At 61.1% G+C, this 16,134-nt stretch carries 10 protein-coding genes; 4 read left to right on the top strand and 6 right to left on the bottom strand.

The genetic code is table 11. The annotated features are described in order from the left end of the window. Positions 1-51 precede the first annotated feature (51 nt). The 3 genes from MHY08_RS05035 to MHY08_RS05025 all read left to right on the top strand — a co-directional run bounded on the left by MHY08_RS05035 (position 52) and on the right by MHY08_RS05025 (position 8,081). Positions 52-1,764 (top strand): AMP-binding protein, encoded by a 1,713-nt coding sequence (locus MHY08_RS05035; RefSeq protein WP_239235644.1) that lies wholly within the window; start codon positions 52-54, stop codon positions 1,762-1,764. Between the two features lie 79 nt (positions 1,765-1,843). Continuing rightward, positions 1,844-6,550: a type I polyketide synthase gene (locus tag MHY08_RS05030; protein ID WP_239235643.1), complete on the top strand. Its 4,707-nt coding sequence runs from the start codon at positions 1,844-1,846 to the stop codon at positions 6,548-6,550. Further along, entirely contained in the window at positions 6,525-8,081 is a 1,557-nt protein-coding gene (locus MHY08_RS05025; RefSeq protein WP_239235642.1) for an acyl-CoA carboxylase subunit beta, read from the top strand. Before MHY08_RS05030 ends, MHY08_RS05025 begins: the two co-directional genes overlap by 26 nt. Positions 8,082-8,270: 189 nt before the next feature. Here MHY08_RS05025 and MHY08_RS05020 read toward each other — a convergent pair whose 3' ends face one another. From MHY08_RS05020 to trmB, 5 genes are read right to left on the bottom strand one after another with little or no spacing between them, the layout of a single operon-like run. After that, on the bottom strand, positions 8,271-8,600 hold the full coding sequence (locus tag MHY08_RS05020; protein ID WP_204610794.1) for a DUF3054 domain-containing protein: 330 nt from the start codon (positions 8,598-8,600) through the stop codon (positions 8,271-8,273). Next, positions 8,597-9,613 carry a YbhN family protein gene (locus tag MHY08_RS05015; RefSeq protein ID WP_204610795.1) on the bottom strand — a complete coding sequence of 339 codons (1,017 nt, stop codon included), beginning with the start codon at positions 9,611-9,613 and terminating at the stop codon, positions 8,597-8,599. The genes MHY08_RS05020 and MHY08_RS05015 overlap by 4 nt, the downstream gene beginning before the upstream one ends. After that, on the bottom strand, positions 9,614-11,767 hold the full coding sequence (locus MHY08_RS05010) for an MMPL family transporter (protein ID WP_239235641.1): 2,154 nt from the start codon (positions 11,765-11,767) through the stop codon (positions 9,614-9,616). Between the two features lie 12 nt (positions 11,768-11,779). After that, positions 11,780-12,373 carry an NYN domain-containing protein gene (locus tag MHY08_RS05005; protein ID WP_005325427.1) on the bottom strand — a complete coding sequence of 198 codons (594 nt, stop codon included), beginning with the start codon at positions 12,371-12,373 and terminating at the stop codon, positions 11,780-11,782. Beyond that, on the bottom strand, positions 12,374-13,150 hold the full coding sequence (gene trmB / locus MHY08_RS05000; RefSeq protein WP_239235640.1) for a tRNA (guanosine(46)-N7)-methyltransferase TrmB: 777 nt from the start codon (positions 13,148-13,150) through the stop codon (positions 12,374-12,376). Positions 13,151-13,499: 349 nt separating this feature from the next. Here trmB and MHY08_RS04995 point away from each other — a divergent pair, with 349 nt between their 5' ends. Then, on the top strand, positions 13,500-15,323 hold the full coding sequence (locus MHY08_RS04995; RefSeq protein WP_239191795.1) for a phosphoenolpyruvate carboxykinase (GTP): 1,824 nt from the start codon (positions 13,500-13,502) through the stop codon (positions 15,321-15,323). 44 nt (positions 15,324-15,367) lie between these two features. Here the strand turns inward: MHY08_RS04995 and MHY08_RS04990 are convergent, their stop codons facing one another. After that, positions 15,368-16,111, bottom strand: coding sequence for a bifunctional 2-polyprenyl-6-hydroxyphenol methylase/3-demethylubiquinol 3-O-methyltransferase UbiG (locus MHY08_RS04990; RefSeq protein ID WP_239191793.1), 744 nt, complete (start codon positions 16,109-16,111; stop codon positions 15,368-15,370). Between the last annotated feature and the right edge of the window lie 23 nt (positions 16,112-16,134).

Genomic DNA, 16,134 nt, shown 5'->3' with positions numbered 1-16,134 from the left:
CCCCCAACTCCGATAGTTTTATTAACGAAACCATTTACCTAAGGAGAATCGATGGATCTAAAAGCGCAGATGGGGCAGTTCTTAGCACCCGAGTTCACCTTGGCCCAGTTGGCAGAGAAGCTCTTCCAAGCGGAAACCGACCCAGACCGCGTGGTCATGCGCCAGTGGATCTACGGTGAGGAAGAAACCTGCCGGGAGCTTACCCGCGCACAGGTCAATAACCGCATCAAGGTGGTGGCGGCGCGCCTGCAGCAGATGGCAGAGCCCGGTACCCGCGTGGCCATCTTGGCTGGTAATTCGCCGGAATACGTCTTCGGCTTCTTGGGTGCTCTTTATGCGGGCATGGTGCCGATTCCGCTGTATGACCCCAACGAACCGGGGCACTCGGACCACCTCAAGGCCGTATTTGGTGACTGTGACCCGTCCATCGTGGTAACTAACCGCGTATCGGCGGCGGCCGTGCGCACGTACTTTTCCGCTCAACGTGAGCGCCCGCGCATCATTTCCCTTGATGTCCTGCCGGATTCTTTGGCTTCCTCCTGGACTCCCGTGGAGGGAACCGCAGAGGATACTGCGTTCCTGCAGTACACCTCCGGTTCCACCCGTACCCCGGCCGGCGTGGAGCTCACCAATCGCGCGATTATCACCAACGTGGCGCAGATTTTCCAGGCCCTGCAGCTGCAGATGCCGGCCCGCATCGTTTCTTGGCTGCCGATGCACCACGATATGGGCATCATCTTGGCCGTATTTGTCACCATCTTGGGCCTCGACTTCGAGGTGATGACCCCGCGCGATTTCATCCAGCACCCGGATCGCTGGGTCCGGCGCGTGACAGCCGGCAAACAGGCCACCTATACCGCTATCCCGAACTTTGCCTTGGAACTTGCCGCGCGCCACGCCAAGGACGCGGATTTCTCCCACGTGGACGGCATCATTATTGGTTCCGAGCCGGTGACGGAATCGGCCGTGGACTCCTTCCTCGATGCCTTCAGCGTGGACCGTTCCGTACTGCGCCCGGCCTACGGTCTGGCAGAGGCAGCACTTATTGTGTCTACCCCGCAAACTGACAAGCGCCCGGTCATCGCGCACTTTAACCGCGCGGAGCTAGCCGCAGGTCGCGCCGTCATCGAGGAAAAATCCGAAGACACCGTTGCTTACGCCTCCAATGGACAGTGCGTGCCGCATCAGCACCTCGCCATTGTGGATCCGGAAACTCGCGCCGAGGTGGAGGACGGCGTTATCGGAGAAATCTGGGTCCACGGTCCCAATATGGCCACCGGCTACCTCAACCGCCCAGAGGAAACTGCTGCGACCTTCCGCAATACGCTGGGTGAGCGCCTGCAGGATGGCCTGCCGGAAGACGATTACTGGATGGCCACCGGAGACTTGGCAACCATCGTGGATGGTGAGCTGTACATTACGGGCCGCCTGAAGGATCTCATCGTCATTGCTGGGCGCAACCATTATCCGCAGGATATTGAGGGCACGGTGCAAGCAGCTTCCGCACAGGTTCGCCCGGATTCCGTTGCAGCCTTTTCCGTGGAAGGCAATGATTCTGAGTCCCTCGTCCTGCTGGTGGAGCGCGCCGATGATGCGCAGCCGTCCGGCGATGCCGAGGCAACCGAGGCCATTCGCACCGCGGTCACTGCCCACCATGGCATTACTCCGGATGACATCGTGTGGAAGGCACCTGGCGAAATCAACCGCACGTCCTCCGGCAAGATTGCGCGCCGCGTAGCCAAGAAGAATTATGTGGGATTCTGATATATCGCTAACAAAGTGACAAAATATAGCGATATACCCCTACGCCATTTAGTATTTTTCCGTAACGAAAGACCTTTTTATGACCATCGAGCAACTGCGAGCATGGCTGCGTGACTGGGTCGCCCAGGCCACCGGTGTTTCCGCCGAAGAGATCCTAGATTCCAAGCCTTTGGAAAATTATGGCCTCTCCTCGCGGGATGCTGTAGTGCTATCCGGCGAGCTGGAAAACCTTCTAGGCACCCGCCTCGATGCCACCGTGGCATATGAGTATCCCACCATCGAGCTGCTGGCGGACCGCCTGCTGAACGCACCGGCGGCGCCCCAGCCGGAAGAGCACGCGCCGCGGATCGCGCAGGGATCTGACGTTGCGGTCATTGGTCTTTCCGGCCGCTTCCCGGGTGCTAAGAATGCCCAAGAGTTCTGGTCTATGTTGGCGGAATCCCGCGCAGGCACCGGCCCGTTGCCAGTAGGCCGGTGGTCCGAGTACTCCGCTGATCCGGTCATGAGCGAGAAGATCGCCCAGCAAAATACCGACGGCGGCTATATCGAAGACATCGCGTCCTTTGATGCGGAATTTTTTGGCCTGTCCCCGCTAGAGGCCGCCAACATGGATCCCCAGCAGCGCATCCTGTTGGAGCTGGTGTGGGAAGCGCTAGAAAACGCTGGTGTTCCCGCCAATGAGCTGCGTGGCACGCAGACCGGCGTGTATATGGGATCGACCAATAATGACTACGGCATGCTCATCGGTGCCGATTCCGCCGAGATGCACCCGTATGCGCTGACCGGCATTTCTTCCGCCGTGGTGGCTAATCGCATTTCCTACGCCCTGGATTTCCGCGGCCCTTCCATCAACGTGGATACGGCTTGCTCCTCCTCCCTCGTGGCGGTGAACCAGGCGATGAAGGATTTGCGCACGGGGAGCGCGGACGTGGCGCTGGCAGGCGGCGTGAATATTCTGGCCGCCCCGCATGCGTCCACGGCGTTCTCGGAGTTGGGCGTTACCTCTCCCACGAGCGCCATTCACGCCTTTTCTGACGACGCCGATGGCATCGTGCGTGCCGACGCCGCCGGCGTCCTCGTGCTCAAGCGCTTGGAGGACGCGGAAGCGGACGGCGACGATATCCTGGCCGTCATCAAGGGCTCGGCCGTCAACTCCGATGGCCACTCTAATGGCCTGACCGCCCCGAACCCGGAGGCACAGGAGGATGTGCTGCGTCGCGCCTATGCTGATGCGGGCGTAAATCCGCAGGACGTGGACTATATCGAAGCCCACGGCACCGGCACCATTTTGGGCGATCCGATCGAGGCCTCTGCCCTGGGCCGCGTGCTCGGTGCGGGCCGCGGGGTCGAAACTCCTATTTTGCTCGGCTCTGCCAAGACCAATATCGGCCACTCTGAATCCGCCGCGGGCGTGGTCGGCCTCATCAAGGTCATCCAGGCCATGCGCAATGACGTGATTCCGGCGAATATCAATTACTCGGCGCCGAATCGCTATATCGATTTCGAGGCCGAGCACCTTGAGGTAGTGGAGGATCCGCGCGAGTGGCCCGAATACTCCGGGCGCAAGGTCGCTGGTGTGTCTGGCTTTGGTTTCGGTGGCACCAATGCGCACGTCGTGCTCACCGATTATCGCGGCGCCCCGGCCAAACGCGCGCCCCAGCTTTCCACCGAAACGGTGGCGTTGCCGGTCTCTGGCCTCTTGCCTTCGCGCCGGGCACGCGCTGCGGCCTTGCTGGCAGACTTCATTGAGGCGGAAAAGCCCGCGCTTGTCGACGTCGCCCGCACCGTCGCCCGCCGCAACCACTCCCGTTCCCGCGCCGTCGTGATGGCTAGCTCCACCGAGGAAGCGGTCAAGCGCCTGCGCCAGGTAGCTGAGGGCAAGGTTTCCGTTGGCATCGCCGCTGCGGATTCCCCGCAGGTCCCGGGGCCCGTATTTGTTTACTCCGGTTTCGGATCCCAGCACCGCAAGATGGCGAAGGACATGATTGCGCTCTCGCCGCAGTTCAAGGCCCGCTTGGAAGAGCTGGATGCCATCGTGGACTTTGAGTCCGGCTGGTCCATCTTGGATATCGTCAACGACGATGCCCAAACCTATGACACCGAGACCGCCCAGGTGGCCATTACCGCCATTCAGATTGCATTGACGGACTTGCTCGCTTCCTTTGGCGTGCGCCCGGCCGGCGTGATGGGCATGTCCATGGGCGAGATTGCCGCGGCTTATGCCGCAGGCGGCATCTCCGCAGAGGACGCCATGGTCATTGCCTGCCACCGTGCGCGGTTGATGGGTGAGGGGGAGGCGTCGCTAAGCGATGCCGAGCAAGGAGCCATGGCCGTCGTAGAGCTCTCGGCCGAGGATATTGCCGCGCTCGACGGCAATATCGAACCCGCCGTGTATACCGGACCCGGTATGACCACCGTGGGCGGCCCCCGCCAAGAGGTGCTGGACCTGGTGGAAAAGCTCGATGGTGAGGGCAAGTTCGCCCGTGCGCTCAATGTGAAGGCCGCCGGGCATACCTCGGCCGTGGATCCCATCCTGGGTGAGCTGCATGCAGCCATTGCTGGCATGGAGGCCAAGCCGCTGCACACCCCGCTGTTTTCCTCCGTGGATAAGGGTGAGGTTTATCGCCCTGGTACCACCGTGCACGATGAGGACTATTGGCTGCGCATGACCCGCCACTCGGTCTACCTGCAGGATGCCACCGAGGCGGCCTTCAACGCCGGCCACACCCAGCTGGTTGAAATCTCGCCGAACCCGGTGGCGCTGATGGGCCTCATGTCCACCGCCTTCGCCGTGGGCAAGGCGGATGCCCAGCTGCTGTATGCGTTGAAGCGCAAGGTAGATCCCACCGAGTCGTTGTTGGACCTGCTCAGCAAGCTCTATGTCGCCGGCATGCCGGTAGATTTTGGCGCGGTCTTTGGCTCTGGTGCGCGCGTGGAGGCACCCTATACCCAGTTCAACCGCCAGCGCTTCTGGACCAACGCCCGTCCGTCGGCCGGCGTTTCCGGCCTGCCGGGCGCACGCGTCAACCTGCCAGAGGGCAAGGTGGCCTTCTCTACCAATGCGGATCAGGCGCCATCCGCGCTGGCCATCGTGGAGGCCGCGGCCGAGGCGGTCAAGCCTGGGGCGCGCATCATCGCCACCGAGGAGCACGCCGACCTGCCACCGCGCGGTGAGGTCACCACGGTGGTAAGCCAGTCCATCGGTGGTATGTCCGTAGCCGTCTACGCCGTCCGAGGCGCACAGACGGAGCTCCTAGCGGAAGGCTTTGCCTCCGCCTTGGACTTGGGCGCGGCGCCTATCCCGGGCGTAGCCGATGTGCCTGAAAGCGAGCCTGCAGCAACCGCAGAAGTTGATGCCGTACGCTGGGATCCCGCGGAGGAAACCGTGGAAGACCGCCTCGCACTCATCGTGTCGGAATCCATGGGCTACGACGTCTCTGACCTGCCGCGCGAGTTGCCGCTCATTGACTTGGGCTTGGATTCCCTGATGGGCATGCGCATTAAGAACCGCGTGGAAAATGACTTCCAAATTCCGCCGCTGCAGGTGCAGGCGCTACGCGATGCCTCTTTGGCCGACGTCATTGCCATGGTGGAAGAGGCCGTGGCCGGCGGCAGCGTGGATACCAACGAGATTGCTACTGCGGATACGCCTGCACCAGAAGAAGACGAACCCGGCCAGGGCGTCGGCGTTGCCCCGCGTGATGCCTCGGAGCGCATGGTCTTTGGTACCTGGGCCACCTTCACCGGCAAGGCCGCGGCGGGCGTTACCTCGGCGCTTCCTGAGGTGAGCGATGAGGTCGCCGCCCAGATTGCCGAGCGCCTCACCGAACGTGCCGGCATCGAGGTCACCGCCCAGCAGGTCCACGAGGCCGAGGCGCTAGAGACATTGGCCGACCTCGTCCGCGAAGGACTGGAGACCGAGGTAGAAGGCAATATCCGCGTCCTGCGCGAGGCTGATGGTCCTGCCGTTTTCATGTTCCACCCAGCCGGCGGCACCACTGTGGTCTACCAGCCACTAACCCGCCGCCTGCCCGAGGACGTGGCGGTCTACGGCGTAGAGCGCATTGAGGGCTCGCTGGAGGAGCGCGCCGAGGCTTATATCGAGGACATCCTGCACTACGCTCGCGGCCGCAAGGTCGTGCTCGGCGGATGGTCCTTCGGTGGCGCGCTGGCCTACGAGGTGGCCTACCAGCTGCATCAGCGCACCCAGCGCGGCCAGGATTCGGCGGACGTGGCGTTCATCGCGTTGCTGGATACCACCCAGCCGTCGAACCCAGCGCCGGATACCCCGGAAGAAACCCGCGCCCGGTGGGAGCGCTACGCGACCTTTGCCAAGAAGACCTATGGCCTGGACTTCGAGCCGCCGTACGAGATGCTTGAGACCATGGGCGAGGATGCGCTCATGACCATGCTGGCGGAGTTCCTCGCTACTACCGACGCCTCTGAGCACGGCCTGGCCGCCGGCGTACTGGAGCACCAGCGCGCTTCCTTTGTGGATAACCAGATTCTGGCCAAGATCGACTTCCATCGCTGGGCCGATGTCACCGTGCCGGTGCTGCTTTTCCGTTCCGAGCGCATGCACGACGGTGCGATTGAGCTGGAGCCGCGCTACGCTGAGATTGACCCCGACGGCGGTTGGGGAGTTATCGTTAAGGATCTAGAAATTGTGCAGCTGCAAGGCGATCACCTTGCAGTGCCCGACGAGCCGGCCATCGGCATCGTGGGCAAGCATATGGACGAATGGATCGAGGAGAAGATACGTGGCGGCCAAGCAGACAACCGCTGAGAAACTCGCTGACCTGCGCGAGCGTCTTGATAAGGCGCAGGATCCAGGCAGTGAGCGCTCCCGCAAGCGCCGCGACGAGGCTGGGCGCACCACGCCTCGTCAACGCATCGATGAATTGCTAGATGAGGGTTCCTTCGTCGAGACCGGTTCCTTGGGTAAGACCCCGGGTGACCCTGACGCCATTTATTCCGATGGCGTGGTCACCGGTTATGGCCGCATCTCTGGCCGCCCAGTGTGTATCTACGCCCACGATAAGACCGTCTACGGCGGCTCTGTCGGCGTGACCTTTGGCAAGAAGGTCACCGAGGTCATGGACATGGCCATCAAGATTGGCTGCCCGGTTATCGGTATCCAGGATTCCGGCGGCGCCCGCATTCAAGATGCGGTGACCTCGCTGGCCATGTACTCCGAGATCGCCCGCCGCCAGCTTCCGCTGTCCGGCCGTAGCCCGCAGATTTCCATCATGATGGGCAAGTCCGCCGGTGGCGCCGTCTATGCTCCCGTGACTACGGACTTTGTCATTGCCGTGGACGAGGAAGCGGAAATGTATGTCACCGGCCCGAACGTCATCCGTGAGGTTACCGGTGAGGACATCACCTCCGCCGAGCTGGGCGGCGCTCGCCAGCAAGAGCTCAACGGTAACGTCTCGGCAGTCGTCCCCTCCGAGGATGACGCCTTTGACATGGTCCGCGATCTTCTCGACCACCTGCCGCTGACCTGCTTTGATGAGTCACCGGAGTTCGCTGCGCCTTCCGACGCCGAAGTGGCCGAAGACGAAGACCTCAATGCCTTCATGCCGGATGACACCAATGCTGGCTACGACATGATGGACTTGTTGACCCAGTTGGGCGATGACGAGGAACTCATTGAGATTCAAGAGAACTTCGCGCCTAATATGATTACCGCCTTCGGCCGCATCGATGGCAAGACCGTCGGCTTTGTGGCCAATAACCCCATGCACCTTGCGGGCTGCATTGATGCCGACGCCGCCGATAAGGGCGCGCGCTTTATCCGCATCTGCGACGCCTACAATATTCCGCTGGTCTTCGTAGTGGATACCCCGGGCTATCTGCCGGGCGTGGAGCAGGAGAAGGTGGGTCTTATTCACCGCGGCGCCAAGTTCGCCTTCGCCGTGGTGGAAGCCACCGTGCCGAAGGTCTCGCTCATCGTGCGCAAGGCCTACGGCGGTGCCTATGCCGTGATGGGCTCGAAGAACCTGACCGGCGATATCAACCTGGCGTGGCCGACCGCGCAGATCGCCGTGATGGGCGCGGCCGCTGCCGTGGTAATGATCGCCGGCAAGCAGCTCGAAGCCGCCGAGACCCCGGAACAGCGCGAAATGACCAAGAAGATGTTCATGGACTTCTATGATGAGACCATGACCGCTCCTTATGTCGCGGCCGAGCGTGGCTATCTAGACGCTATGATTCAGCCGAATCAGTCCCGCTTGGCGCTCCGTCAGGCACTGCGCCAACTGGCCACCAAGCAGGAAAGCGATCTGCCGAAGAAGCACACTATTGCCCCGATGTAATGCCTTGTGCTTGGATAGCATATAAAGAGCTAATCCTAGTGAAGGAGTTATCTATGATTCTGTCTAGTGCCGTGGACATCGTCAGCGAGATCATCGGCTTTGTGGTCGATATCCTGAATCAGGCAGGCATTCAGGTAAGTTCCAAGTAAAAGGAGCAAAAAAGAAGGAGGGTTAAACCCTCCTTCTTTTTTATTTGCGGGCGAAAAGCCGCCAGCCAAAGAAAAATAGTGCGGACATCACCGTCGCTACGATGAGGAAGCTCCAGTGCGGCAGGCGGCCGTTGACGAGCATCCACAGGGCCATGCCGCCCACGACGGTGCTCAGCCAGACGATGCCGCCCTCCTTCCACTTGCCCTGGACCTTGGTAGCGAGGATGATGACCCAGCCGATAAGCGCGCCTACGGCCCAGGGCCAAAAGGCATCTACCCAGGTGGAAAAGCTCAAACCGCCGTGGGCGAGGCGGGCAGCCACGGCGAAGAGCATCAGGGCGATGATATCGATAATGGGGGCGATTCTCATGCGTTTTCCTTTCGGTTCAAGGCGGCGTAGGTAATGCCCTTGCGGGCATAGTGCCAGAAGTAGATTACCCAGCCAATGATGGTGATCAAGGCAAAGGAGATGAGGCGGTAGATGATGGCCGCGCCGGTAGCGTCCACCGCGGTCATGCCCGTGGCCACCAGAGTGGCGATGATGGCGGCTTCCACCGTTCCGAGGCCGGCCGGCGTGACCTGAGCAGAGCCGGCAAGCTTAGCGGTGAGATAGGCCAGCGCCACGCCGGCCATCGTCGTGGTGTCCTCGCCAGCGTGCAGGGCGGGCAGGTGGCCGGTAACGGCCCACACGCAGCCCCATAGCGAGACCATGTCGATCAGGCGGTTGGCCAAAGAGTAGAAGGACACCCAACCGAATTGGCGGCGGGTAAGGTGAACTTCCTCCAGATTCTTGACCTGGTCCAAGAGGGCTTCGCGCTTGGAGCCCTTAATGAGCTGTTGGCGGTTGAGCCAGCGCATGATGGTATCCGGATGATTGGTCAGCCAGAACAGGCCGCCAGAAAGCGCCAGCATGAGCACTAGGGTGCCAATGAGGGACCAGAGCGCCATATCCGCGTTGAGGAAGAGCACGCCGCCCAAGCCGATGAGCACGAGCCACATCGTGGAAATGGCAGAAGACAGCACGAAGAACCAGCCACACAGCATGACGGACGCGCCCCACGTGCGTTGCACGTAGAAGGTGAGGATGGCGGAAAAGGCTGGGCCGGCCGGAAGAGTGGTGGACCAGGCATTAGCGGCCAACGTCAGTGCTGCGGTTTCTGAGGCCGGCACCTTGACGCCGCCGGCGCGAATGAGCAGGCGCATGACCTCGCCCATGGCGAGCACCGCCACAATGGAGGCGATGACCACGAGTGCTATCGCGGCCGGGTTGGAATGAGAAAGCCGCGAGAAGCCTTCGCGCAGGAAGTCCAGCTCATCGCGGAAGACATAAACCAAGACCAGCAGGACGATGAACGAGGCGATAAGGCGCAGCCAATTCTTCACTTACTTACCCCCTTCGAGGCGTTGTTTGAGCTCAGTGAAGGGAACAGTCTTGCCGCGGTGGGTCGCACCGCCGGTCAAAGTGGTGGTGGCGTGGCGCAGCCAGCTAGGGGCCCACCAGTTATCTTCGCGCAGCAAGTGCATGACGGCCGGGACGAGGAGCATGCGGACAATGGTGGCGTCGATAAGCAGGGCAAAAATCATGCCGTAGGCAATGTATTTCATCATCACGATATCGGAGAAGCCGAACGCGCCGGAGACCACGATCATAATAAGCGCCGCCGCGGTAATAATGCCGCCGGTATGCGCGGTGCCGGCCGCAATAGACTCGTCGGTAGATGCGCCGCGCCGGCGGGCCTCTACCATGCGGGAGACCAAAAAGACCTCGTAATCGGTGGACAGGCCGTAGACAATGGCGATGATGAGCACCAAGATCGGGCTCATGAGCGGGCCGGGCGTGAAGTTGAGGATGTCCGAGCCCAAGCCGGCAACAAACATCAGCGTCAGGATGCCCAGCGTTGCGCCCAAGGTCAGCAACGTCATCACAATGGCCTTGAGCGGCAGTACAAAGGAGCCGAAGACCAGAGCCATGAGCAGGAATGTAGCCAGCACCACGTAGAGCGCCATCCACGGCAGCGTGTGGAAGAGCGCATCGAGGGACTCCACCTCCATGGCGGGAGTACCGCCCACGTAGAGGTTCACGCCCTCAGGGGCCTTGACCTTTTCCAGTTCGTGCACGATCTTCGCGTAATCATCGCGGTCTTCAATGCCGGCGGAAAGGACAGTTGTGCCGTCTTTGGTGGCGGTCGTCGGCGCCATGGGCTCGGTGAGGCCGTCGAGGCCGCGGACCTGCATGACGACGTCGACAAGCTGCTGGTTCGAGGCATTTTCTACCACGAGCTTGACCGGCTCGGTGCGGAAGGCCGGGAACTCTTCGTTGAATTTATCCTGTGCCACGCGGGTGTCCTGGTCGGGCGGCAGGTAGGACTCGTTGATGCCGCCAAAGGTGATGCTCATAATGGGCAGGGTCAGGGCAATGAGCAGGCCGCATACCGCGATGGTCAGCCCGCGGGCATGGCGCATGGCCCAGCGCGGGAGCTTATACCACCAGGTGTCCTGAATAGTGCGTGCCGTCCGCGAGGTGCGGCGCACGGACCAGGTATCGATCTTGGGGCCGAGCATGCCAAAAATGGACGGCAGCACGGTGACCGAAAGGAGCGCGGCCAAGCCGACAGCAGAAATGGATCCATAGGCCACGGATTTCAGGAAGGCCTGGGGGAAGAGGAAGAGGCCGGAAAGCGCAACGGCGACCATGGCCGCGGAGAAAACCACGGTTTGGCCGGCGGTTGCGGTGGTGGTGGCCACGGCCTCCTCGGTGGAGCGGCCCTTGTCCAGCTCCTCGCGGAAGCGCGAAACCATAAAGAGGCCATAATCGATGGCTAGGCCGAGGCCCAGCAGCGTGACGACGGCCTGGGCAAAGACATTGACCTGCGAGAACCCGGCCAGGATGGACAGGATGCCCAAAGAGCCCAAGATGGAGAGGCCGCCGACCACCAGCGGCATGCAGGCCGCAACGACGGAACCAAAGACCACCAGCAGGAGGATGCCTACCAGTGGAAGGGCGGCCTTTTCGGCGCGGGAGATATCGTGGGACATTCCCTCATCCAGGGCATCAGCAACCGCGGTGGCACCCGCAATCTCCACCGGTGCGGTGGTGTCCGTAAGCGCGCCCTCGATGGCGCGGAAATCTTTCAGCGTCTGCTCGTCATCGCCTTTCAGCCCGATGGCGGCGAAGGCCAGCGAATGATCAGCATTGACCAGGTTCGGGTTCTTCGTGTCGAAGTAACTGGTCACCGAGTCAATCTGGTCCGGATACTCCGATTTCAACTGCGCCAAGTGCTGCTTGGCGGCGTCGAAGTTCTCATCGGGGGAGTGGAAGAGCAAGATGACATCGCCGGAGTTATCGCGGCCGAATGCTTCCTGTTCGATCTGGGCCGCGCTTGTCGACGCCGCATTGGGATCCTCCCAGCCCTCCTGGCTCATGCGGTCTTCGAGCTGCAAGCCAAAGCCGATAAAGAGCGCAAGGATGGCGGCGACGATGACGGCGGGGATGAGCCGGCGGTGCGCATAGGAAAAGCGTCCCCATTTTTCAAACATTGGGGCAGCCTCCTAGCGGTTATTAAGCAGCGCAGCCAGGGGACGGAATGGCTGCAGCCATGCACCACCCTCGGGCAGATTATCCAGGTTCACGCGCGGTAGCGGCTCGCGGAATACGCCCTCGATATCTTCCAGGTCCACAAAATTGATATCCGCGTGGCCTACGGCCCATGCAGCATGCTCATGGAAACCGAGGACCGTCACCGGAAGGCCTTCCGCGATGAGCTCTTCCAAAGGTTCCTGGAAATTCTGGCCATCGGCGGAAGCAACAATCACGCCCGCTAGATCTTCACGGAGGCTTTCGATGTGGTCGAGCATATCCGGATCCACGTCGTCGTCTTCGTGGATCTTGGGCTTGGCAAAAACGCCGAAGCCTACGTTGCGGATGGCTTCTACCCATGGGCGGATGACATCGGCGCCGCCCGGGGTGACATTAGTAAAGACATCGGCGCGCGGCTCCGCATCAACGTCCTGGGCAAGGTGTACCAGCCAGCGGCCGATGGCGTCGAAGCGCGGGCGGTGTGCGGCGGTGGGGCGGCCGCCGAGCAGGGAGCCCAGGCCCATGTCCATATTGGGCGCGTCCCAGACAAGTAGGTAGGTGCTCATTTATTTCTTCTCCCAGAGATACTCCGTGATGACGTGTTCTTTATCTAGACCCTTGCCCTCAAACTTGGTGATGACCTGACGGTCCACCAACTGCGGGCACTCTGGCCACGGCCAACCCTTGTAATCCAGGCTCGGCTCTACGTCCACAAGCTCATCGATCCACTCGGCGTATCCGGCGTGGTCGGTAGCAACGTGCAGCACGCCGCCCTTCTTCAGGCGGGAAGCAAAAAGGTTGAGTGTGCCCGACTGGATGATGCGGCGCTTATGGTGGCGGGCCTTTGGCCAGGGATCCGGGAAGAAGACGCGGATGCCATCAAGGGATTCCGGAGCAAACATGCGCACCATGACCTCGATGCCATCGCCGCGAATCATGCGGATATTGTCGATGCCTTCGCGCTCGATCTGGCCCAGTAGCTTGGCCAAGCCCGGCTTGTAGAGTTCGACGGCGATGATATTGGTATCGGCTTCCTTCGGCGCCATGGCGGCGGTAGAGGTACCCGTGCCGGATCCAATTTCCACGATGGTCTTGGCGCCGCTGCGGCCAAACCAGGAATCGAGGTCAATGACCTCGTCTTCCAGCGTGCGGCCTAGTTCTGGCCAGCGCTTTTCAAAAAGCTCATGCTGATTTTCGGTCAGCGTGCCGCGGCGGAAGGTGACGTTGCCTAGGCGTGGGTAGTCAAGCTCGTTGTCGAATACCGCATTGAAGTCGGTCTGTGGCGGGCGCCCTGGAGGCATTTCTCCAGCGCGGGTGTTTTGAGAGTTATCTGTGTTATTCATTGCGGCCTATTTTTCCCTGCTTAGCCCTGTCAAGCAATACGCCGCGCCGGGGGTCACGTGTGGCGAAGCCAATCCTGGTATAACCAGTGGGCCCGGTTGGGGGTGGAAGATTATCGTTTTGGTTGCCGCTAGGGAGGGGAATAGACCCCCAGACAGGGGGATGGGAAAAGGCGATTTTTAACACAGTATCTGTGGTTGCGCTTGGTGAAGTTCTGGTAAACGCGGTGGATATAACCGGTGTGACAAAATCTGCGCAAATTATTCGGACAAGCACGTTAATCTTGAGGTGGAAGGCACAGTTGGGGATTTATTTCCCCAATTTTCACACCCACCCTCAGGAGAATTACTAATGACCGCCACTATCCCAGGGCTCGTCGGAGAGCTGCCGACTAAAAACGAAAAGCTTATCGGCTGGATCAGCGAGAACGTTGAGCTTTTCCAGCCGGACCAGGTGGTCTTTGTAGATGGCTCCCAGGACGAGGCTGACCGTTTGGCCGCAGAGCTGGTGGAAAAGGGCACGCTTATCAAGCTGAATGAGGAAAAGCGCCCTAATTCCTACCTGGCTCGCTCCAATCCTTCGGACGTCGCCCGTGTGGAATCCCGCACCTTCATCTGTACAGAGAATGAAGATGGCGCCGGCCCGACCAATAACTGGGCCCCGCCAGCTGCGATGAAGGAAGAAATGACGGAGGCATTCCGTGGTTCCATGAAGGGCCGCACCATGTACGTGGTTCCCTTCTGCATGGGCCCTATTAGCGATCCGGAACCAAAGCTGGGCGTGCAGCTGACTGACTCCGCCTATGTGGTGCTCTCCATGCGCATCATGACCCGTATGGGTGCGGAAGCCTTGGAGAAAATCGGCGCTGACGGCAACTTTGTCCACGCCCTGCACTCCGTGGGCGCCCCGCTAGAGCCAGGCCAGGAAGATGTGGCGTGGCCATGCAATGACACTAAGTACATCACCCAGTTCCCTGAAACTAAGGAAATCTGGTCCTACGGTTCTGGCTACGGCGGCAACGCCATCCTGGCTAAGAAGTGCTATGCGCTGCGCATCGCTTCGGTTATGGCCAAGGAAGAAGGCTGGATGGCCGAGCACATGCTCATCTTGAAGCTCACCAACCCAGAAGGCAAGAAGTACCACGTTGCAGCTGCCTTCCCTTCGGCATGTGGCAAGACCAACCTGGCCATGATTACCCCAACCATCCCGGGGTGGAAGGCTGAAGTTGTCGGCGACGATATTGCCTGGCTGCATCTGCGTGAGGATGGCCTCTACGCCGTAAATCCGGAAAATGGATTCTTCGGTGTGGCTCCTGGTACCAACTACGATTCCAACCCGATTGCCATGCGGACCATGGAGCCGGGCAACACCATCTTCACCAACGTTGCGCTGACCGACGACGGCGATGTCTGGTGGGAGGAAATGTCCAAGGAGGCACCAGAGCACCTCATTGACTGGACCGGCCAGGATTGGACTCCGTCCTCCTCCACTAAGGCTGCGCACCCGAACTCCCGCTACTGCGTGCCGATTTCCCAGTGCCCGAGCGCCGCACCAGAGTATGACGACTGGCAGGGCGTGAAGATCGACGCCATCCTCTTCGGCGGCCGCCGCAAGACCACCGTCCCGCTGGTAACCCAGGCCTTTGACTGGAACCATGGCACCATGATCGGCGCTCTGCTGGCTTCCGGCCAGACCGCTGCCGCAGAAGGTAGCGTCGGCACCCTGCGCCACGACCCGATGGCTATGCTGCCGTTCATCGGTTACAACGCCGGTGACTACCTGCAGCACTGGATCGATATGGGTGAAAAGGGCGGCGACCGCATGCCGTCTATCTTCCTGGTTAACTGGTTCCGCCGTGGCGATGACGGCCGCTTCCTGTGGCCGGGCTTCGGCGAGAACTCCCGCGTGCTCAAGTGGATCATTGACCGCATTGAGGGCAACGTTGAGGCCGAGGAAACCGTCGTGGGCCACACCGCCCGCGCCGAGGATATCGACCTCGAGGGCATCGACTTCGATATCGAGGATGTTCGCGCCGCTCTCGCCGTCAACCCGAAGGATTGGGAAGGCGATATGCAGGATAACGCCAGCTACCTCAACTTCTTGGGCTCCCGCGTGCCGTCCGAGGTGTGGGACCAGTTCCACGCCCTGAAGGAGCGTGTAGAGAACGCCTCTTAAGCTCTAAGCTCAATAGCACCCAGCGACAGCACTGTTGTTGGGTGCTATTTTTGCAGCACTAGCGTCAAGTTAGAAACCGCGAATTCCCGCACCCCTGGCACACGGGTGAGCCACCAAGCCCAGCTGGGGTGATAGCGGGGGAAGGCGAGTTGGAGCGCGCCGGTGCGCTGGGCCCAGGCAAGGCCGGCGGAGCAGGGGACGTCGAAAAGCGAAGTGCCAAAGACATTTTTGGGCGGATGGCCGTGGTGGCGGGTATAGCGATCGCGGGCAAAGCCACCCCCAATGTAGTGCTCCCACAGGCCGGTCTCGTGGCCGCCAAAGGGGCCGAGCCACACCGTGTAGCTCAGGATGGTAAGTCCACCGGGGCGGGTCACGCGCAGCATCTCCTCGCCCATATCCCAAGGATTGGGGATGTGCTCGGCCACGTTGGAGGAATAGACCACGTCAAAGGAATTATCGGCAAAGGGCAGGTTGGTGCCATCGCCACGCACGGAATTGCTTAAATGGATGCCGGCCGCAGACATCTCGCCGGCATCTGGCTCCAATCCCACATAGCGGGCGCCGCGCCGGGAAAAGGCGTCCGCAAAATAGCCCGGTCCGCCGCCGACATCGAGCACCCGTGCTCCGAAAAGCTGCACGCCCAAGTCGCGGCCGAGGTTATCCACCAACGCGGCCGTATCCTCCGCGAGCCCGCCGTAGAAAATCTCCGGGCGCGTCTGCTCAAAGCGGAAGGAACGCAGCAGCTGAATGGAGCGGCGGAGCGTGGCCATCTCACGGGTATGTCTCATAACCCACTAGGCTAATACCTCAC

The sequence above is a fragment of the Corynebacterium sp. ACRPJ genome, from assembly GCF_022347345.1.
GTDB lineage: Bacteria > Actinomycetota > Actinomycetes > Mycobacteriales > Mycobacteriaceae > Corynebacterium > Corynebacterium tuberculostearicum_D.
The sequence above is the reverse complement of the archived record's forward strand: the minus strand, read 5'-3'. Positions and strand labels throughout refer to the sequence as shown.